This is a genomic window from Azonexus hydrophilus (assembly GCF_001956855.1).
GTDB lineage: Bacteria > Pseudomonadota > Gammaproteobacteria > Burkholderiales > Rhodocyclaceae > Azonexus > Azonexus hydrophilus_A.
The window spans coordinates 18,142-39,003 of the sequence record NZ_MTHD01000005.1 but is presented as its reverse complement, the minus strand read 5'-3'; the positions used below and the strand labels follow the sequence as shown (position 1 = coordinate 39,003).

General features: G+C 62.2%; 14 protein-coding genes. 9 read left to right on the top strand and 5 right to left on the bottom strand.

Annotated features, from left to right (window positions below):
- Nucleotides 1–3 precede the first annotated feature (3 nt).
- From BJN45_RS13720 to BJN45_RS13705, 4 genes are all read right to left on the bottom strand, one after another.
- Nucleotides 4–1,212 carry a TIGR03862 family flavoprotein gene (locus BJN45_RS13720; RefSeq protein ID WP_170873098.1) on the bottom strand — a complete coding sequence of 403 codons (1,209 nt, stop codon included), beginning with the start codon at nucleotides 1,210–1,212 and terminating at the stop codon, nucleotides 4–6.
- Nucleotides 1,212–2,174 (bottom strand): transglutaminase family protein, encoded by a 963-nt coding sequence (locus BJN45_RS13715; RefSeq protein ID WP_076096206.1) that lies wholly within the window; start codon nucleotides 2,172–2,174, stop codon nucleotides 1,212–1,214. Before BJN45_RS13715 ends, BJN45_RS13720 begins: the two co-directional genes overlap by 1 nt.
- A gap of 5 nt (nucleotides 2,175–2,179) precedes the next feature.
- The gene (locus tag BJN45_RS13710; RefSeq protein ID WP_076096204.1) at nucleotides 2,180–4,702 is read right to left on the bottom strand and encodes a circularly permuted type 2 ATP-grasp protein; all 2,523 of its coding nucleotides are present in this window, start codon (nucleotides 4,700–4,702) and stop codon (nucleotides 2,180–2,182) included.
- A gap of 80 nt (nucleotides 4,703–4,782) precedes the next feature.
- Nucleotides 4,783–8,151, bottom strand: a complete 3,369-nt coding sequence (locus tag BJN45_RS13705) for a DUF2126 domain-containing protein (protein WP_076096202.1) — start codon at nucleotides 8,149–8,151, stop codon at nucleotides 4,783–4,785.
- A 197-nt stretch (nucleotides 8,152–8,348) separates the two neighbouring features.
- Between BJN45_RS13705 and BJN45_RS13700 the strand changes: the two genes are divergently transcribed.
- From BJN45_RS13700 to BJN45_RS13665, 9 genes are all read left to right on the top strand, one after another.
- Nucleotides 8,349–11,744 carry a hybrid sensor histidine kinase/response regulator gene (locus tag BJN45_RS13700; protein WP_240494578.1) on the top strand — a complete coding sequence of 1,132 codons (3,396 nt, stop codon included), beginning with the start codon at nucleotides 8,349–8,351 and terminating at the stop codon, nucleotides 11,742–11,744.
- Between the two features lie 88 nt (nucleotides 11,745–11,832).
- Entirely contained in the window at nucleotides 11,833–13,161 is a 1,329-nt protein-coding gene (locus BJN45_RS13695) for a TrkH family potassium uptake protein (protein WP_076096199.1), read from the top strand.
- On the top strand, nucleotides 13,154–13,840 hold the full coding sequence (locus BJN45_RS13690; RefSeq protein WP_076096197.1) for a potassium channel family protein: 687 nt from the start codon (nucleotides 13,154–13,156) through the stop codon (nucleotides 13,838–13,840). The genes BJN45_RS13695 and BJN45_RS13690 overlap by 8 nt, the downstream gene beginning before the upstream one ends.
- A gap of 64 nt (nucleotides 13,841–13,904) precedes the next feature.
- Nucleotides 13,905–14,270, top strand: a complete 366-nt coding sequence (locus tag BJN45_RS13685) for a hypothetical protein (RefSeq protein ID WP_139326354.1) — start codon at nucleotides 13,905–13,907, stop codon at nucleotides 14,268–14,270.
- Between the two features lie 27 nt (nucleotides 14,271–14,297).
- Nucleotides 14,298–15,224 (top strand): response regulator transcription factor, encoded by a 927-nt coding sequence (locus BJN45_RS13680; RefSeq protein WP_076096193.1) that lies wholly within the window; start codon nucleotides 14,298–14,300, stop codon nucleotides 15,222–15,224.
- A gap of 367 nt (nucleotides 15,225–15,591) precedes the next feature.
- The gene (locus BJN45_RS13675) at nucleotides 15,592–16,389 is read left to right on the top strand and encodes an NYN domain-containing protein (protein WP_076096191.1); all 798 of its coding nucleotides are present in this window, start codon (nucleotides 15,592–15,594) and stop codon (nucleotides 16,387–16,389) included.
- 367 nt (nucleotides 16,390–16,756) lie between these two features.
- On the top strand, nucleotides 16,757–17,098 hold the full coding sequence (locus BJN45_RS17685) for an RNA-binding domain-containing protein (protein WP_139326353.1): 342 nt from the start codon (nucleotides 16,757–16,759) through the stop codon (nucleotides 17,096–17,098).
- A complete protein-coding gene (locus BJN45_RS13670) occupies nucleotides 17,043–18,269 on the top strand; it encodes an IS256 family transposase (protein ID WP_076096472.1) in 1,227 nt (408 codons plus the stop codon). The genes BJN45_RS17685 and BJN45_RS13670 overlap by 56 nt, the downstream gene beginning before the upstream one ends.
- Nucleotides 18,270–18,366: 97 nt before the next feature.
- Nucleotides 18,367–19,479 (top strand): ATP-binding protein, encoded by a 1,113-nt coding sequence (locus tag BJN45_RS13665; protein WP_076096189.1) that lies wholly within the window; start codon nucleotides 18,367–18,369, stop codon nucleotides 19,477–19,479.
- A 326-nt stretch (nucleotides 19,480–19,805) separates the two neighbouring features.
- Here the strand turns inward: BJN45_RS13665 and BJN45_RS13660 are convergent, their stop codons facing one another.
- Nucleotides 19,806–20,819, bottom strand: a complete 1,014-nt coding sequence (locus BJN45_RS13660) for a hypothetical protein (protein ID WP_076096187.1) — start codon at nucleotides 20,817–20,819, stop codon at nucleotides 19,806–19,808.
- Between the last annotated feature and the right edge of the window lie 43 nt (nucleotides 20,820–20,862).

The following is a 20,862-nucleotide window of genomic DNA, read 5'->3' as shown; positions in this document are numbered from 1 at the left end:
CGGCTAGCGGCGCAGCCAGTCGGCGGCGCCGCTGCCGGCGCGATGGCCGCTGGCAAAGCAGGCCGTCAGCAGGTAACCGCCGGTCGGCGCTTCCCAGTCGAGCATTTCGCCGGCAACGAAAACCCCCGGGTGGTCACGCAGCATCAGCGCTGCGTCGAGCGCCTCGAAGCGTACGCCACCGGCGGTACTGATGGCCTCGTCGATGGGCCGCGTTGCCGTCACCGGCAACGGCAGCGCCTTGATCGCGGCAGCCAGACGGTCTGCTGCGGTCAACACCTCGGGCGGGCACAATTCGCGCAACAGTCCGGCCTTGACGCCCTCGATGCCGAGACGCCGGCGCAGGTGATTGGCCAGCGAATCGCGGCCGCGCGGCTTCGCCAGGTCGGCACGCAGGCGTTCGAGGCTACGCCCGGGCGCCAGATCCAGATGCAGTTCCGCCACTTCGCCGGCAAGCAAAGCATCGCGCAGCGGCGCCGCCAGCGCATAGACCAGGCCACCCTCGATGCCGCTGTCGGTGATGTTGAATTCGCCCTGCTGGCGCAGTTGACCGCAAGATCCGACCACCGGCTTGACCGGCTGGCCGGCGAAGCGCTCGCGAAAATGCGCCGACCAGGCGACGTCGAAACCGCAATTGGCCGGCTGCAGCGGTGCCACCGACACACCGGCGGCGCGCAGCACGTCCACCCAGCGGCCATCCGAACCCAGCTTGGCCCAGCTACCGCCGCCCAGCGCCAGCACCGTGGCCGCCGCATGCACGAAAACTTCGCCGTCCGGCGTGGCAAAACGCAGGCTGCCGTCGTCGCCCCAGCCCAGCCAGCGATGCCGGACATGGAAACGCACGCCCTGCCCGCGCAGCCGGTGCAGCCAGGCCCGCAGCAGCGGCGCTGCCTTCATTTCGGTGGGAAAGACCCGGCCGGAAGTGCCGATGAAAGTTTCGACGCCCAGGCCATGAATCCAGTCGCGCAAGGCCTGCGGACTGAAAAGCTCGAGCAGCGGCGCGATCTGGCCGGCGCGCTGGCCGTAACGGCCGATAAAATCCGGCAGCGGCTCGGCATGCGTGATGTTCATGCCACCCTTGCCGGCCATCAGGAACTTGCGCCCGAAGGACGGCATGGCGTCGAAAATCTCGACTTGCACGCCGTTGAGCGCAGCAAGCTGCTCGGCCGCCATCAAGCCGGCCGGCCCGCCACCGATGATGACAACGCGACGCATCAAGCCTCGGCCGCGCCGGCTTCCGGTTCGGCCAGCAGCGCTGCGGGAATTTCCTCTTCGTCGAGCGGCACGACCGTCACCGCCACTTCCGGTTCGGCACCGCCGCCGCCGAGGATGATGCCGCGCAGCGGCGAGATGTCGGTGAAATCGCGGCCGATGGCCAGCGTGATGTGCTCGGTATCCGGCAGCAGGTTGTTGGTCGGATCGAAATCGACCCAGTTGTCGGCAGTGCCCGGCGCATAGACCGACACCCAGGCATGCGACGCATCGGCACCGATCAGGCGCGGCTTGCCGGGTGGCGGCCGGGTCAGCAGATAGCCGCTGACGTAACGGGCAGCCAGACCGAGGGCGCGCATGCAGGCAATCATCAGGTGGGCAAAATCCTGGCAGACGCCGCGCTTGTTCTCCAGCACCTCGAGCACCGGCGTCGATACCGTGGTGGCTTCGGGATCGAACTCGAATTCCTCGAAAATCTTGGCCATCAGTGCACGGGCACCAATCAATACCGGTACGCCGGGTGGAAAACAGTCGGCGGCATAAGCGGCCAGTTCGTGCTTGACCCGGACATGCGGGCTTTCAAACAGGAAACGCGCAGCATCCAGATCTTCCGGCAGCGGCTCCAGCGCATCGTAGGCCAGGCGCTCGCGCAGCTCTTCCCAGGGGATGGACGCGTCGAGCATCGCTTCGTCAGGCAGGTGCGGCAGCACCGCGATGTTCATCGCCGAGCGGATGCACAGGCTGTCGTGTGGCGCATTGAACGATATCCAGCTGACCGGATTACCGAAGGCATCCAGGCCGTCGCGCCGCCAGGTTGGCGTCGGCTCGATGACGATGCGTTGCTCATGCACCTGCTGCCAGGGCAGGAAACGCGGCGACAGGTGCAGTTGTTGCTGCGACAGCGAGACATTGCTGCCGTAGTCGTAACGTGTTTCGTGCAGGACGTGGTAACGGACGGGTTCCATGATGCTCACAGGGCCATGGTCTGCCGGCTGACATCGCCGACGTGCGTGAAATAGCGCATGCCCAGCCCGTCCGACAGATGGCCGGCGGCGGCGACGAGATCTTCGAGCAGCGTCGCCAGCTCATCGCAGGGCGCACAGCTGCGACACTGGCTGAACTGCAGGTGCTCGAACTGTTCGAGACTGAACTTCCGCAGGCGTTCGCTGGCGGTGCTCAGGCGGGCGTCGTAATCGGCCCCGAGTTCATGCGCCATGCGCTCCAGGTAGCGGCTGAGGACATTGACCTGGAACATCACGCCGTGCGGATTGCTCTCGTCGAAAACCAGCAGGTCGATGACCGGCAACAGTTCCGCCTGGCGCGAATAACGCGAACGGTAGGTGATGATCGAATCGGCCATTTCCAGCAGCCATTCCAGGCAACCCTGACCACGCGCCGAGTCCATGCGCAGGAAGCCGGCGATGCCACGGGCGAGGAAGGACAGGCGCTCCAGGCGACGGCCGATGATCAGGAAACGCCAGCCATCGTCGCGCGTCATGTTGTCCATGGCGAAACCGTTGAGCGACGACGACACCAGCAGTACGCGATCAAGGAAGGCAATCGCCTCGGTCAGCGTCGGGTGCTTTTTCTGTGCCGCCTGCTGCTCGCGCTGCAAACGGTTCAGCGAATGCCAGTGATCCAGCGACAGGCGCTCGCGCACATGCGTCGCCGACCACATCAGGCTGCGGATGTTGGCCGCCAGGCTGCCCGGTTGCGCCGGGTCGTAGATGGCTTCGAGCAGCACGTGTTCGCCGCCTTCGGCTGGTTCGCTGTCCTCTTCCGGCGTCGGCAGCACCTTCAGGCGCTCGGCCAGTTCCATGACCGAAGCGACGGCCGCCGTCTTCTCGCCGCCGACATCGACCAGCCGGGCCAGCGCCACGCGCAGCAGGCGCGCGCTGTCGTCGAAGCGCTCGGAATAACGGCCGAGCCAGAACAGGTTCTCGACCACCCGCGAAGTCAGGTTGGCACCGGCACGAACCAGGTCACGGACACCGAACGACGGCTTGAGCAGCGTGAATTCGCTGACTGGGCCATTGGTCAGCACCCAGGTATCCTTGGAAGCACCGCCGCGCTGCATCGAAATGATGCGGGCGCCGGCGCCCTGGGCAACACGGGTCAGGCCACCAGGCATGACCGAATATTCGCCCTCGGCATTGACCACGGCGTAGGCGCGCAGGCCGACCGGACGGGCGATCAGCCGGCGTTCATGGGCCCGGCTCCAGGTCGGTGCCTGGGCCAAGTTGACCATTTCCTGGGCCACGTAGGCATGCGGCCTGGCCTCGATCCGGCGCAGCATTTCCTCGCGCGCCTCGCCCTCGAGTTCGTGGCCGAACACCGGCTCCATGCGCTGGGTCGGGTAAGCCGGCTTGATCACCAGGTCGTCGAAATTTTCCTTGACGTAGTCGAGCGCCGGTTTCTCGCCACACCACCAGGTGCCGACCGATGGCATCGCCAGTTTCTCGCCGAGCAGGTGCCGGCAGATCGCCGGCAGGAAGCCCATCAGCGCACCAGAGGCCAGCAGACCGCTGCCCAGCGCGTTGGCAATCGTCACCCGGCCAGCGCGGGCGACGTTGATCAGGCCGGGGATGCCGAGCGCCGAATCGCCGCGCAATTCAAGCGGATCGCAGTAATCGTCATCCTGGCGACGCAGGATCACGTGTACGCGCTTCAACCCGCGCAGCGTCTTCAGGTAGACGGTATCGCCGCGCACCGTCAGATCCTGCCCCTCGACCAGCGGGAAACCGAGGTAGCGGGCCAGGTAGGCGTGTTCGAAGTAGGTTTCGTTGTACGGTCCCGGCGTCAGCAGCACGATGTGCGGTTGCTCGTCGCCTTCCACCGGCGCCAGCGCAGCCAGGCCATCCTGGTGATCGCGGAAGAAATCGGCCAGATGCTGAACGTGCAGGTCGCGGAACATTTCCGGGAAGACACGCGACACCACCAGCCGGTTTTCCAGCGCGTAGCCGGCGCCCGACGGTGCCTGCGTACGGTCGGCGATGACCCACCAGCGACCGTTCGGCGAACGGGCCAGGTCGACAGCGTAATGGTGTAGCCAGATACCACCGGGCGGCTTGATCCCCTGGCACGGCCAGAGGAAACCGTGCTGGCCGTACACCAGCGCCGGCGGCAGCAGGCCCTTGGCCAACAGGGTCTGCTCGCCGTAGAGATCGGCCAGGATGGCGTTGAGCAGCGTTGCCCGCTGGGCGACCGCCGACGACACCTCGGCCCATTCGTCGGGCGGGATGATCAGCGGTACCGGGTCGAGCGCCCACGGCCGGTCGGCGCCGTTCGGATCGGCGTAGACGTTGTAGGTGACGCCGTTTTCCTGGATGCGCCGGTCGGCGAAGTCCAGGCGCTGGTGCATGTCCTCCGGCGACACCGCGTCCAGGTGCTCGAAGAAGGGCCGCCAGTGCGGGCGCACTTCGCCGTCAGCCTTCAACATTTCGTCGTAGCGGCGGGCGCTGTGCGGGTAGATTGCCAGGAGGGTGCGTGCCATTCGGCCTCGTCGGTAACGCCAACAGGCCGGAGACGGCCTGTTGCTGCGGTCAACCGACCGCAGGGTGCGTTTTTCTTGGTTTAGTTACGGCGCAAGTCTAGCGTAAACGGGTGCTCGGCGCTGATCTGCGGCGCCTTGACCTGCATCTTGCCCGGCGTGTGGCCGAAGCGGAAGAAGCGGGCCAGACGACGGCTTTCAGCCTCGAAGGCATTGACCGGGAAGGTGTCGAAACTGCGCCCGCCCGGATGCGCGACGTGGTACTGGCAACCGCCCAGCGAACGCTGCATCCAGGTATCGACAATGTCGAACACCAGCGGCGCATGGACGCCAATGGTCGGATGCAGGCACGACGCCGGTTGCCAGGCCCGGTAACGGACGCCGGCAACGAACTCGCCGTTTTTGCCGGTGTTGGTCAGCGGCACCGGTTCGCCGTTGCAGGTCAGGATGTAGCGGTCCGGCGCCATGCCGGTGACCTTGACCTGGACGCGCTCGACCGACGAATCGACATAGCGCACGGCGCCCCCGGCCGAGCCTTCCTCGCCCATGACGTGCCAGGGTTCGAGCGCGTGCCGCAGTTCGAATTCGATGCCCTTGACGGCGAAATCGCCGTATTTCGGGAAGCGGAATTCGAAATGCGGGGCAAACCATTCGTGCTTGAACGGATAGCCGGCGGCGGTCATTTCTTCCATGACGTCGCGGAAATCCTGGTCGACGAAATGCGGCAGCATGAACCGGTCGTGCAGCTCGGTACCCCAGCGGGCCAGGCGTTGCGGGCTGTACGGTTCGTTCCAGAAGCGGGCGATCAGTGCCCGCAGCAGCAGTTGCTGGGCCAGCGACATGCGCGCGTGCGGCGGCATTTCGAAGGCGCGCAGTTCGAGCAGGCCAAGGCGACCGGTCGGACCATCCGGCGAATACAGCTTGTCGATGCAGAACTCGGAACGGTGCGTGTTGCCGGTGACGTCGGTGAGCAGGTTGCGCAGGATGCGATCGATCAACCACGGCGGCACCGAATTTGCAACACCAGGGCCGGCCGGCGGAATCTGGCTGAAGGCGATTTCCAGTTCGTACAGCGAATCGTTGCGCGCCTCGTCGATGCGCGGCGCCTGGCTGGTCGGCCCGATGAACAGGCCGGAGAACAGGTAGGACAGGCTGGGATGGTTCTGCCAGTAGGCGAGCAGGCTCTTCAGCAGATCCGGCCGACGGAGGAAGGGCGAATCGTTCGGCGTCGCGCCGCCGAGGACGAAGTGATTGCCGCCGCCGGTGCCGGTGTGGCGGCCGTCGACCATGAATTTTTCGGTGGTCAGGCGGGTGACGTGGGCCGCATCGTAGAGGTGCGTGGTCTGCTCGACCAGTTGGTCCCAGCTCTTGGCCGGATGGATGTTGACTTCGATGACGCCCGGATCGGGAGTGACGCGGAAATGCGTCAGGCGCGGATCGGACGGCGGCTCGTAACCTTCCATGATCACCGGCAAAGCCATCTCTTCTGCGGTCGACTCGACGGCAGCGACGATTTCCAGGTAATCGTCGAGTTTTTCGGTCGGCGGCATGAAGATGTACAGCTTGCCGTCACGCGGCTCGGCGCACATCGCCAGGCGGGTGATCCAGCCGGCGGATTCCTTGAAACCGGGACGGGTGTCGGTCGGCTTTTCCCAGGCCCGGCCCTTGCCGTCGCCAGCGATGCCGACGGCAGCGCTGCGCCGGTCCTGCATCTGCGGCCCACGGGCGCCGGTCTGGCCGCTGACGCGGGCGCGCAGTGCGGCGTAGCTGGCCAGCGGATCGGTCGCCGTCTCGGCATCCGGGACATTGACGTAGGGATAGTCGCTCTGCGCCGTCCACGGTTGCGAGTCGATCGGCAGGCGGTAGCCCATCGCCGAATCACCGGGGAACAGGTAGCAGCGCTCGGCGCGCAGGAACCACGGCCCGGTCTGCCATTCGCCGTAAACGTTCTTCATGATCGGCAGCGTATGGCCGACGGTGTAGGTCATGCCTTGCGTGAACACCTTCATCAGCCGTTCGCGCTCAAGCGCATCGTCGACGCGCGAATCGAAAGGATCGACGTTGCCAGGCAGGCGGCGCTCGCGCCACATGTAGTAGAAAACGTCTTCGAAAGCTGGGAAGACGTAGTCGGCAGTCACGCCCAGGCGTTCGGCAACACGCTTGAGGAAGTGCCCGGCCTGATCGGCGGTGACGCCGTAATCCTTGCGCTCGTCGGCATACAGCGCCGGGTTGTTCCAGATCGGCTCGCCATCCTTGCGCCAGAAGCAGTTCAGCGACCAGCGCGGCAACTGCTCGCCGGGGTACCACTTGCCCTGGCCGAAGTGCATCAGGCCGTTCGGCGCATATTTGTCACGCAGGCGGTGGAACAGTTCGGCGGCGAAGAAGCGCTTGGTCGGCCCCATCGCGGCGGTGTTCCATTCGGCGCCATCGGGGTCGTCGACCGCAACAAAGGTCGGCTCGCCACCCTGGGTCAGACGTACGTCCATGCGCATCAGCGCTTCGTCGATCTGGTGGCCGAGTCCCTCGATCTCCAGCCACTGCTCATCGGTGTACGGCTTGGTCACGCGCGGCGCTTCCCAGATGCGGGTAACGCCCATCGAATGCGCGAACTCGGTTTCGCATTCGTCGATGGCGCCGCTGACCGGCGCCGCAGAAGACGGTTCCGGCGTACACGCCAGCGGAATGTGGCCTTCGCCGGCGAACAAACCTGAGGTCGGATCAAGGCCGATCCAGCCGGCACCGGGCAGATAGACTTCGGTCCAGGCATGCAGGTCGGTGAAATCCTTTTCCGGGCCGGACGGGCCGTCAAGCGACTTCACATCGGCGGTCAACTGGATCAAATAGCCGGAAACGAAACGTGCGGCCAAGCCCAGGTGGCGCAGCACCTGCACCAGCAGCCAGGCCGAATCGCGGCAGGAACCGGAGCTCTTGGTCAGTGTTTCTTCCGGCGTCTGCACGCCCGGCTCCATCCGGATCGTGTAGCTGATGTCGCGCTGCAACTGGGCGTTCAACGCCACCAGGAAATCGACGCTGCGCAACGGCTCACGCGAAATGCCGGCCAGGTACTTGTCGAACAGCGGGCCGCAATCGACCTTGTACAGGTAAGGCGCCAGTTCGTGACGTTCCTCGGCAACGTAGGCGAAAGGAATCTTTTCGGCATGCGGCTCAAGGAAGAAGTCGAAGGGATTGATCACCGACATTTCGGCAACCATGTCGACCTCGACGCGGAACTCGCGGGTCTTTTCCGGGAACACCAGGCGCGCCAGGTAATTGCCCTGCGGGTCCTGCTGCCAGTTGATGAAGTGCTGCGCCGGCCCGATCTTCAGCGAGTAGGACAGGATGCGCGTGCGCGAGTGCGGGCAGGGACGGAGACGGACGATCTGCGGACCGAGATTGATCAGACGGTCATAGCTGTAATGCGTGACGTGATTCAGTGCGACATGGATGGACACAGGCTTGCTCCGGGCAAAATGACTGATGGCTTAAAAGCAAGAGGCGAACCAGCTTGCAAGCCCTTGTTTCTTATCAAACCCGGCACCGGCATGCACCCGCCAAACGCCCGCCGCCGAAGCGAAAGCACCAGTTTGGTGCGGTCGACCGCAGAAGTCCATCACTTTTCGCTGATGAAATCCGCATTGCCCGCCGGGGCATGAAATCTGCTTCAATGGCGGCCATGACGCAAACCGCTCCCGCCCAACGCATCATCAAGATCCGCCGCGACTACAACACCTGGGTCGCCAATGAAACGCTGGAGGATTATGCGCTGCGTTTCACGCCGCGCAGTTTCCGCAAGTGGTCGGAATTACGCGTCGCCAATACGGCTTTCGGCGCGGCTTCCTTCCTTGTGCTCGAAGCGGTCGGCGCGACGATGCTGGTCAATGCCGGTTTCATCAACGCCTTCTGGGCGATTCTGGCGACCGGGCTGATCATCTTCCTGATCGGCCTGCCAATCTCGCATACCGCCGCCAAGCATGGGCTGGACATGGACCTGCTGACACGCGGCGCCGGTTTCGGCTACATCGGCTCGACCATCACCTCGCTGATCTACGCGTCGTTCACCTTCATTTTCTTCGCCCTCGAAGCGGCGATCATGGCCTACGCGCTGGAACTCGCCTTCGGCCTGCCACCGGCCTGGGGCTACCTGGTCTGCGCCGTCGTGGTGATTCCGATGGTCACCCACGGGGTCACGGCGATCAGCCGTTTCCAGGCGTGGACGCAGCCGCTGTGGATTTTCCTGCTGGTCCTGCCCTACGTCTTCGTGCTGCTCGAAGAGCCAGACGCCTTCGCCGGCCTGCTCGCCTATGCCGGCGAGAAGGGCAACGGCGCCGTTTTCGACCCGCACCTTTTCGGTGCGGCGCTGACCGTTGGCATCGCCATGGTCACACAGATGGGCGAGCAGGTCGATTACCTGCGCTTCATGCCCGAGAAGACCGCCGCCAACCGCAAGCGCTGGTGGTTCGGCGTCATCGTCGGCGGCCCGGGCTGGGTCGTTCCCGGCATCCTGAAGATGCTGGGCGGCGCACTGCTCGCCTGGCTGGTGCTGCGCAACGGTTTTTCGCCGGACAAGGCCGTCGACCCCAATCAGATGTATCTGATCGGCTTCTCCCACGTCTTCGACAACACGACGATCGCCATTGCCGTCACCGCCATCTTCGTCATCGTCTCGCAACTGAAGATCAACGTCACCAACGCCTACGCCGGTTCGCTCGCCTGGTCGAACTTCTTCGCCCGGCTGACGCACAGCCACCCGGGACGCGTCGTCTGGGTGGTGTTCAACACGGCGATCGCGCTGCTCTTGATGGAGCTCAACGTCTTCCAGGCGCTCGGCCAGGTGCTCGGGCTGTACTCGAACATCGCCATTTCGTGGATGGCGGCGGTGGTTGCCGACCTCGTCATCAACAAGCCGCTCGGCCTGTCGCCGAAGGGCATGGAGTTCAAGCGCAGCAACCTCTACGACATCAACCCGGTCGGCGTCGGCGCCATGGCTGCCGCCTCGCTGCTGTCGGTGGCCACCTTCACCGGCCTCCTCGGCTCGGCCATCCAGCCTTACGCGCCCTTCGTTGCGATGGCGGCGGCTTTCGTCATTTCGCCGCTGATCGCCTGGTTGACCGCAGGACGCTACTATCTGGCGCGGCCGGCCGACATTTCTGCGGTCCACAGCCATACCTGCGTGATTTGCGAGCGCGAGTACGAAGGCGAGGACATGGCGCACTGCCCGGCCTATCAGGGCCCGATCTGTTCGCTGTGCTGCTCGCTCGACGCCCGCTGCCACGACCTGTGCAAACCGCAGGCCAGCCTCTCGGCGCAATGGCACGCGCTGCTCCGCCGGCTGCTGCCGAAAGCTGCCCTGCCCTACCTGGAAACCGGGCTCGGCCACTACCTGCTGCTGATGGCCGGCATCGTCCCGATCCTGGCGCTGGTCCTCGGCCTGCTGTACACGCACGAACTGCTGATGCTCGGCGACGGCAACCCGGCGATGGTTTCCGCGCTGCAGGAAACCTTCATCAAGACCTTCGCCGCCTTGCTGCTGCTCTCCGGCGTCGGCGCCTGGTGGATGGTGCTGACCCAGGAAAGCCGGCGCGTCGCGCAGGAAGAATCGAACCGCCAGACGCAGTTGCTCTTGCAGGAAATCGAATCGCACCAGCGCACCGACGAAGCGTTGCAGAAGGCCAAGCAAGTCGCGGATGCCGCCAACCAGGCAAAGAGCCGCTACATCACGGCGATCAGCCACGAGCTACGAACGCCGCTCAACAGCATCCTCGGCTACGCCCAGATCCTCGACGCCGACCCCGACGTGCCGCCCAAGCGCAAGCAGGCGGTCAGCGTCATCCGCAAGTCCGGCGACCACCTGCTGTCGGTGATCGAGGGCACGCTCGACATCGCCCGCATCGAAGGCGGCAAGCTGACGCTGGAGGTCAAGGCGATGGACTTCCCCGACTTCATGCAGCAGATCGTCGGCATGTTCGAGCTGCAGGCGCGCAACAAGGGGCTGTCCTTCGACTACCGGCCGGCCGGTGAGCTGCCCGCAGTGGTCCGCGCCGACGAGAAGCGGCTGCGCCAGATCCTGATCAACATCCTCGGCAACGCGGTCAAGTTCACGGTGCGCGGCGGCGTCGAATTCAAGGTCGAATGCCGGCGCGAGATGGCCGTCTTCGAAATCCGCGACTCCGGCCCCGGCATCCCGGCCGAGGACATGGAACGCATCTTCGAACCATTCGTCCGCGGCAGCACGGTGCAGGCTGGCGGCAGCGGCGTCGGCCTGACCGTCGCCCGCATGCTGACCGACCTGATGGGCGGCGAGATGCAGGTGTCCAGCACGCCCGGTACCGGCACGCTGTTCCGCATCCGGCTGTTCCTGCCGCAGGTGCATTCGGCGCAGGCGGCGCGCGAACTGCCGAAGCTCAACCGCATCGGCTACGTCGGCGTGCGCAAACGCATCCTCGTTGTCGATAACGAAAAGGTCGACCGCGACATGCTGCAAAGCGTGCTCGAACCGCTCGGCTTCATCGTCGACCAGGCGGCCAGCGGTTACGAAGCGCTGCAGGCGATTCCCCGGTGCAAGCCGCACCTCGTCTTCATGGACCTTGGCATGCCCGGCATCGACGGTTGGGAAACCATCCGCCGCATCCGCCAGCAGCAGCTGACCGACGCCCACATCGCCATCCTCTCAGCCAACGCCTTCGACAAGGGGCTGGACAACGATGTCGGCATCGGCCCGGAGGATTTCATCGTCAAGCCGCTGAAGGTCAATGAACTGCTCGACTGGCTGGGTCGCAAGCTCGGTATCGAATGGGTCACCGCCGACACGCCGCGCCCGGCGCCGACGCCGGCCGAACCACTGCCGCTGGTGGCGCCGGCTGCGGAATACGTGGCAGCGCTGGAAGAGGCAATCAACCTCGGTTACCTGCGCGGCATCCTCAACCAGCTCGGCGCAATCGAACAACTCGATGCCCGCCACGGCGAGTTCGTCCGCGTGCTGCGCGAGCTGGCGCGGCAGTTCCAGTTCGATGCGATGAAGGAAATCCTGCGCAAACAACAGGCGTGAAAACGCCCGGCCAGCCCGGGCGAAAATTTACGACATTTTTATGTGCGCCTTGCCAGAATGCTTCGCACCATTGACGCAAGCCTGACGCATGAAATCCCTGCTCCACCCCAGCCAGAGCGTAGCCCTGGCGTTCCTGCTGGCCATCGTCGCCGGCACGCTGCTGCTGATGCTGCCGCAAGCACAGGCCGACGGTGTCTCCGCCCCCTGGCTGACCGCGTTGTTCACCGCCGTGTCGGCGGTCTGCGTCACCGGTCTGGTGGTCGTCGACACCGGCACCTACTGGTCGACCTTCGGCCAGTGGACGATCATGGTGCTGTTCCAGATCGGCGGCTTCGGCATGATGACGGCGGCGACGCTGCTCGGCCTGATGGTCAATCGCTCGCTGCGCCTGCGCTCGAAACTGATCAGCCAGGTTGAAACGCATACGCTCGGACTGGGCGATGTCAGCAGCGTGGCGCGGCTGGTTTTCGGCGTCACGCTGAGCATGGAACTGGCCGTCACCCTCCTGCTGACACTGCGGCTGCACCTGGCCTACGATCTGCCCTGGGGTGAAGCAGCCTGGAGCGGTCTGTTCCACGCCGTTTCAGCCTTCAACAACGCCGGCTTCTCGATCCACCCCGACAGCCTGGTCCGTTATGCCAGCGACGCGATGATCCTGCTGCCGGTAATGATGGCCATCGTCGTCGGCGGCATCGGCTTTCCGGTCCTGCACGACCTGCGCGCCAAGCGCCGCGATTCCCGCCACTGGTCGCTGCACACCAAGCTGACGCTGCTCGCCAGCGGCATCCTGTTGCTCGGCGGCTTTCTCGTGCTGCTGGTCTTTGAATGGAAAAATCCGGCCACGCTGGGGCCGATGACGCTACCCGACAAGCTGCTGTCGGCGGCCTTTGCCTCCGTCTCCGCGCGCACCGCCGGTTTCAACTCGGTCGACATCGGCGCCTTGACGCACGAAAGCTGGGCGCTGCACTACTTCCTGATGTTCGTCGGCGGCGGCAGTGCCGGCACGGCCGGCGGCGTCAAGGTCACCACCGTGGCCATCCTGGCCCTGCTGGTCATCGCCGAAATCCGCGGCCGCAGCGATAGCGAAGCCTTCGGACGACGGGTCAGCGCCTCCGCCCAGCGCCAGGCGATCACCGTCCTGGTCCTTGGCAGCGCGCTGGTCGTTTTCGGCACCATCGCCATCCTGCGCTGCACCGACCTGCCGACCGACAAGGTGATCTTCGAGGTGATCTCGGCCTTCGGCACGGTCGGCCTGTCCACCGGCATCACCGCCGACCTGCCGCCATTCGGCCAACTGATGCTGACGCTGCTGATGTACGTCGGCCGGGTCGGTACCATCACCCTTGCCGCGTCGCTGGCCCTGGGCGAACGACGCATGCCTTTCCGCTACCCCGAGGAGCATCCCATTGTTGGCTAGACTATTCACCGAACAATTTTCCTTTGCCAAGGGCGACAGCGTTGTCGTCATCGGCCTCGGCCGCTTCGGCTGCGCCGTCGGCCAGTCGCTGGTCCGCCTCGGCCACGACGTCATGGGCATCGACCGCGACGAACAACTGGTGCGCGAATGGGCCGACCTGCTGACCCACGCCGTGCAGGCCGACTCGACCAACACCGCGATCATGCGCCAGTTGGGCGTCGCCGACTTCACGCATGCCATCGTCGGCATCGGCACCGACATCGCCGCCAGCCTGATGACGCTGATGGTGCTGACCGAACTGGGCATCAAGGATATCTGGGTCAAGGCGCTCTCCGCCGAACACGGCCAGATCGCCGAACGCATCGGCGCCCACCATGTGGTCTATCCCGAAGCCGACATGGGCGAACGGGTGGCCCACCTGATCAGCGGCCGGATGATTGACTTCATCGAATTCGACGACGGCTTCGCCATCGCCAGGATTCACGCCCCGGCCAGCACGCATCAGCAAACGCTCGGCGAGTCGATGATCCGGGAGAAATTCGGCGTCACTGTGGTCGGCATCAAGCGGCTCCATGAGGATTTTCAGCACGCAACGCCAAGCAGCCGCATTCTTCCCGGCGACCTGCTGATCATCTCCGGGCCGACCCGCAAGATCGAACTGTTCGCCGGAAAAGCATAGAAACCGTGCCGTCATCGGCGCTGGCATTTAGAATGGCGCGGCGACACCACGGAGGCGCATGCGCATGGCGAAAACGAAATCCATCGAAGTCGGTCTGGCGATCAAGACCACCGCCGAACTGATCAACGGCCTCGACGCCCTGCGCGCCGCCTGGAAACTCGACCCGGCGAGCGTGCCGAAAGGCCTGTCTTGTTCCGAGAGCAAGGACGGCCAGTTCATCCTGGTCGCTGCCGAATCTGTCTTCGTCACGCTCCCTGGCGCCTGCGTCATCAAAGGTATCGGCGCCGTCGAACTGCTCAGCACGGAACCGGTTTTCGAGCCCGGCGCCAACTCGAAATCGCTGCTGCTCAAAGACACGGCAGATGGCTGGCTGTTTTCCGTCAAGTACGTGCCGCCGATCGTGCGCGAGCGCAACGCCAAGAAAATCTAGCCCTGCAGCAGCCGGCAAAAAAGCCCCATGAACCCAGTTGACCGCAACATTTCCGACATCGTCCTGATCGTGGACGACATCCCCGAGAACCTGTCGCTGCTGCACGATGCACTCGACGAAACGGGCTACACCGTGCTCGTCGCCACCAACGGCGAATCAGCGCTGCAACGCGCCCGGCAGAGCCTGCCCGACGTCATCCTGCTCGACGCGCTGATGCCCGGCATGGACGGCTTCGAAGTCGCCCGCCGGCTGAAGGCCGATTTCAGCACACAGCACATCCCCATCGTCTTCATGACCGGCTTGACCGAAACCGAGCACGTCGTCGCCGCCTTCACCGCCGGCGGCGCCGACTACGTGACCAAGCCGATCCGCCCGGCCGAAGTCCTGGCGCGCATCGCCGCCCACATGCAGAACGCCCGCCAGATGAAGCAGGCGCGCAGCGCGCTCGACGCCTTCGGCCAGGCCACCGTCGCCGTCCGCGCCATCGACGGCAAGATCGTCTGGCAGACACCGCTCGCCCGCAAGCTGCTCAACGACTACTTCGCCAACCCGGAACACGTCGCCCCCGAAGAACTGCTTGCCTGGATCGCCGCCGCCAACGCCGCCCGCAAGGAGCAGCGCGAACCGCCCGCCCTGCTCGTCGCCGAAGGCCAACGCCGCCTGCTCGCCTCCTTCCACGACCAGACCGGCGACGACGAATGGCTGGTCGTCCTGCGCGAGGAAAACGACGCCTCCGCCGTCGAATCCCTGATCGCCGCCTTCCGCCTCACCCAGCGCGAAGCCGAAGTGCTCTACTGGGTGGTCCAGGGCAAGACCAGCAAGGACATCGGCGACATCCTCGGCAGCAGCCCGCGCACGGTGAACAAGCACCTGGAGCATGTTTACGAAAAGCTCGGCGTCGAAACGCGGACGGCGGCTGCCAATCTGGCGATGGGAAAGATGCGGGGGGGCTGAAACCGGTAGGCGGCGGTTTTTGCCTGAATATTGCGGTCGACCGCAAGAATCGAGGGATTTTTATGGTGGAAATATCGGCCTTGGGGCGAGAGCGCGGAGCATGTGAGGTCTTGTTTTCGGCCATTGCAGACGTTCGTTTGCTCTGCCGCTTAGGTCTGCATTGCTCCATAAACCTGCCGATCAGGGCGGTATCCAGACCAGTCAATTCGTTCATTGCGAGAGACCATCAGGGCCGCCGGTGATTTGCTAAAAGTATAGGCAAATCCTAGAGCCGGCCGCCCAGTAGGCAAGCGATTAGATGCTCAATAGCTAGTCGAGGCGACCTATATGCCGGCATACTTATACGACCTAATCCTACCTGAAGATAATGAGCACCCCGCACAACATCGAACCACGCGTCGCCGTCCTAGTCGATTGCGATAACACGAGCCCCGAGATCCTCGATCATGCCCTGCGAGTCGTAGCGCAGTTCGGCCGCGTTGTCCTTCGTCGCGGCTACGGCAATCTGCAAACCCTGTCTAAGTCGTGGCAAGAGGCTCTGGTGCGCCAAGCTTTTACGCCGTGCCTGCAATACCAGTACGCCGCCGGAAAAAATACAGCCGACATCGCCATGGCGCTCGATGCACTGGAGGCCATGTTCGACCATCGCGCCGAGAAATTTTGCCTGGTCACCAGCGACTCCGATTTTGCTTACCTCTGCCGTAAGTTGCGGGAGCGTGGAGCCACCGTATGTATCGTGGGCGAGGCCAAGACCCCAGACGCCCTGCGCAACGCTAGCGATCAGTTTTTCGAATGGGCGTCAGCCGCAAAAGAAACGGCTGAACCTGCAGAATCAGCTACCGCAGTGGCGAAAAATGGCGCGACCAAGGCGCTGGCAGCCACCACGCCGGCGGCCACTACGCCGGCATCAGTGGTCAAGCGCCGCCCAAAATTTGTTGTGGATGCCGTTGCGCTGCTGGCGGGGTCAAGCTCAGATGGCCACGTTCACCTTGGTGGACTAGGGCAATATCTCAAGCGGACGGACCCGGGATTTTCGCCGGCCGATTATGGGCATTCCGGCCTGCTCAGCATGCTTCGGACGTACGATCTGTTGGCGCTTCGCCTAGAGCAAGGTGGGCACTACACGGTCGGCTTGGCAGAGGTAGCGCCTGCAGGGGCTGAGTGACCCTCTTGGGCGATCGCCCGCGCTCCGGCCGAAGTCCTCGTGTTCTCCCCAGAGGGACTGTCGAGTGTGTCTCAAAATGCTGGAGCAAACCTACGCTACGTTCGGCAACTGACTCGATCTCAATGGCTGCTTACCGGAAGCCCAGCCCAATTGGTGGTGTCGGCCAGGAGCGGTCTCTCAAGAAAGCGTCACAGACCGGACGTTGGCTCTGTCCGTATGATTGCTGATTGATAAGGAGACCGGCATCGGATAATCTCCATGTCATTCAAAATCTTACGAGTGATCCAATCGTGTCCGTATTATTAGCAATGATCCGGATGTTTCTGCTCGTGAATAACTGTTAGCCCCTTATACCGGAGCATCTCGGATGGAAACAAAGACGATTACTGCTGCCGATGCACTGCTGCTATCGACAAGGCAGGAAGACCACTTCTTCGACCGAAAGGCTGCCGCAATTAAGGGAGCGAAACTACAAAAGATCGCCGTTGCATTTGCGAATGCCGATGGGGGGGAAGCCTACGTAGGAATTGCAGACGAAAAGGATGAGCCCGATCCGTCAAAGCGCTGGGCCGGTGCGCCGAACATCGGAGCGTGTAAGAATTTTTGTGTAAACGGTCACCCGGCAGGAAACTGCCACATTGCCAGGAGCGATGATGACCGTAGGAAAGAAAGCAGTACCGAAGGAGTTGCTGGACAGCCTGTTGGCTGACTACCGCAAGCCGGAAGACCTGATTGGCGAGAATGGGTTGCTCAAGCAACTGACCAAGCTGCTGGTCGAGAAGGCGTTGGAAGCGGAGATGGCTGACCACCTCGGCCACGGGAAGAATGAACCGGTAGAGAATCTTGCCGGGAATACCCGCAACGGCAAGAGCAAGAAGACCTTGAAGGGCGAGTTCGGCGAACTGCCGATTGAGATTCCCCGTGACCGCCACGGCACGTTCGAGCCGCAGCTGATTCCGAAGCACCAGACCCGCTGGAGCGGCTTTGACGACAAGATTCTGTCGCTCTACGCCCGAGGAATGACGGTTCGCGAGATACAGGCCCATCTTGAAGAAATGTATGGCACCGAGGTTTCGCCGACACTGATTTCCTCGGTAACCGACGCTGTGATCGAAGAGGTCAAGGCTTGGCAGTCCCGGCCTCTGGACAGTATTTACCCCATCGTCTATCTCGATTGCATCCACGTGAAGGTCAGGGATGGCAGTGTGCGGGTCAAGGCCGTCTATCTGGCCATCGGCCTCAACATGGCCGGTGAGAAGGAGGTGCTGGGCCTGTGGATCGCACAGACCGAGGGGGCCAAGTTCTGGTTACAGGTCATCACCGAGTTGAAGAACCGTGGGGTGCAGGATGTCTTTATTGCCTGCGTGGATGGCCTCAAGGGATTCCCGGAAGCCATCGAAGCTGTGTATCCCCATGCCGCCGTCCAGCTTTGCATCGTCCATCTGGTGCGCCATAGCCTGAATTACGTCTCGTGGAAGATGCGGCCTGAGGTCGCTGCCGACCTGAAGCGGATTTACACCTGCGCCACGGCGGACGAGGCTGAGCAGATGCTCGGTGAATTCGAGGACAAATGGGACGAGGCCTACCTGCCGATCAGTCAGTCCTGGCGTCGGAACTGGCCGAGGATCATCCCGTTCTTCGACTACCCGCCAGAGATTCGCAAGGTCATTTACACGACCAATGCGATCGAATCGGTGAACATGAGTCTGCGCAAAATCACCAAGAACCGCGGCTCGTTTCCGAGCGATGAAGCACTGCTGAAACTATTCTACCTGGCGCTGCGCAATATCAGCCGGAAATGGACCATGCCGATTCGGGATTGGAAGGCGGCGCTGACTCGCTTTACTATCCAGTTCGAGGACCGGATGAACAACCTTTAACCCAAACCCCGTTTACACAAAATTCCGGACACGCTCGAACATCGAGGACTACAACCAGCATATTCAGGCTCTTACAGAAGTTCAGCCTGCCTTGCCAATGGACCTTGCATTCCTCAAGGCTGAGGGAATGCTCACTTATGTGCTGCGAATCCAGATCGAAAAGAGTCAGGCAGTCCACAAGACTTCCGACGGCACTGTCTATGAACGTCAGGGGGCACAATCTCTTCCCGTGTCCGATCCTGCTCGGATTACAGCCCTATCATTTGCGAAGGGGGCCGTTTCCTACGAGGACTATTCGATTGACAACGCGGTTGCCGAAGATGTCGTCGACTCACCACGATTGACTGAGTTTTTGGCGGGCTATTCGCCAACCACCGACCCACTCGAACTTGCCCTAAATAAAAACTTAATCGATAGGAAATCCTTCAAGCCGAAGGTCGCTGGCGTACTACTCTTTTCTGTTGAACCGGCAAGTCTTATGCCGAAGAAGTGCTCCGTTCGCATTGTTCGCTACGAAACAAAGGAGGATGATCCAGAGCGAGATCACCTCGGTCCAATTGAGTCGGTTGAAGGCCCCGTCTATGACCTAATACACAAAACGGTTGAACGGGTCACAGCAATCATGTCATCAATTAACGTCTGGACTACCGATGGCGCCAAGGCGATGGCTTATCCACCTGAGACCTTATGGGAAATCGTTGTAAACGCAATCATACATCGCGACTATTCAATGTCCGATGACGTCCAGATACAAATATTCGACAATAGGATTGAAGTATTAAGTCCTGGTCGACTGCCTGCGTTTGTAACTAAAGAGAATATTCTTGATGTTCGCTACGCTCGCAACCCACGTATTGTCGGCATGCTTTCTCGCTACAAGATCCCACCCAACAAGGACATCGGCGAGGGTCTGAATACAGCCTTTCAGAAGATGAAAGAATGGCGACTGCGAAATCCAGAGATCCTTGACGAAGGCAACTACGTGCGTGTTGTCATTCCACATACGCCGCTTGCAACACCACAAGAAGCGATTATGGAATTCTTATCCAAGCAGGGAATAATCACGAATCGACAGGCTCGTGACATCACGGGGATCAAGAGCGAAAACGCAGTGAAGTCAGAGTTCTACAAACTAAAGGATGCTGGGCTCATCGAAATGATTCCAGAACTCAAGGGCAATAAAGCTGCATGGCGACTTGTCTCCATGTGATCAGGGCTAACAAGCGCTTCGAGTGGGACGCTCCAACAGCCGGCTTCGCCGCCTGTTTTCGCGCCCCTCAAGCTAGACGTTCCTGAACGACAGCTTTTTCAACCCGCCAACTACCGCTTCGGGTCGGGTGCCGTCCCTGGACCTTGATGTAAGCGGCCATTACGCCAATCCAACCTGCCAACGGCAGCAAACTTTGCGACACCGGCCCTACGTTCGAGCTACCCGCAACGGCTGGATTGGCCGAATTTCAGCCACCGCCCCCTTGATGGTCACATGAATTATGAGTGCCGCCAGCAGGGACGCATTTGTCATGAAAAACTGAAGTGCTAGCGCAAGCGATATCCGCATCGCGTCGCACGGTCGAAACTGAAGACATGCTCTCGTGGGCTTTCCTGGCAGCGACCAACAATTCGCCTAGGAAAATCCGGCTCACCTTTGTCGAGCAAGACCTGTGCGGAGCAAATGGGGCAGGTTCCCGCATATTTGATCATTCGGGCACGCTTTGGCGTGTCTGCATTGCTTCCTTCGGGCTTGAAAAGTTCGAGGCAGACGCCGAACTCCTTGAAGCCGACCATATGGTCTGAGGCCAGTATGATCCGGTCGTCGACGAGCCGACAGAAACGGTCGGCAAGGTGACGCGCATACCAAGCGAATAAGCCGATATAGATGAGAATGGTCGTGTCGCTTGCGGTGAGTGGCGATGTGCTTTGGCTCATTGCCCAGAGTAGAAAGACACCGAGCAGGCTGACAATCCCGAGCCCGATAAGATTCGGCCAAACCAACATCCATTTTCGCCAGCCTTCCGCGACTTGATCCTTGTTGAAGAGCCAGCGTGCCCACCACGAGAGTTTGAGTTTCTCCGCCGGAATGTAGTCAATGTCATGTTCCGGGAGCTTTTTCGCTGCCTGTGGGCTAGAGCCTGGGATGGCGAGTGCAACTAGGCAAATCAGGGCTTGATTGCCTGCGCCACCATTGCTCTCTCGTTTTTCGATCCAGGGATAGATCGTCAGGCCTTGGTCGGACGCGAATTTTTGGATGCCTTCCTCGCATTTTTGGCGGAAATCGCCTGTAAGCGTTTTCCAATGACGCCCGAACCAGGCGCTGGCGTCGCCTTCGGTTTCTCCGGTGACGGCTTCTCGAATGGCAAGGTAATTGAACCAGGGCTGCTTGCCTTCCGAGAGTCGCTGAAGCGTTTCATCGGCGAGAAAACGCAGTATTTGGAAGTGCTGGGCGGTGCGACCGTGGACTGATAGGTAGTCTTTAAGGCACTCGGCTATCGCCACGGTGTTTTGATCGAAGCCATTTGTGCTGCTTCCCGTAAGCTTATGATTGTTATTCATTTAATTCCCTGTGCGAGGGTATTACCAGGGTTGTGAAGTGAAA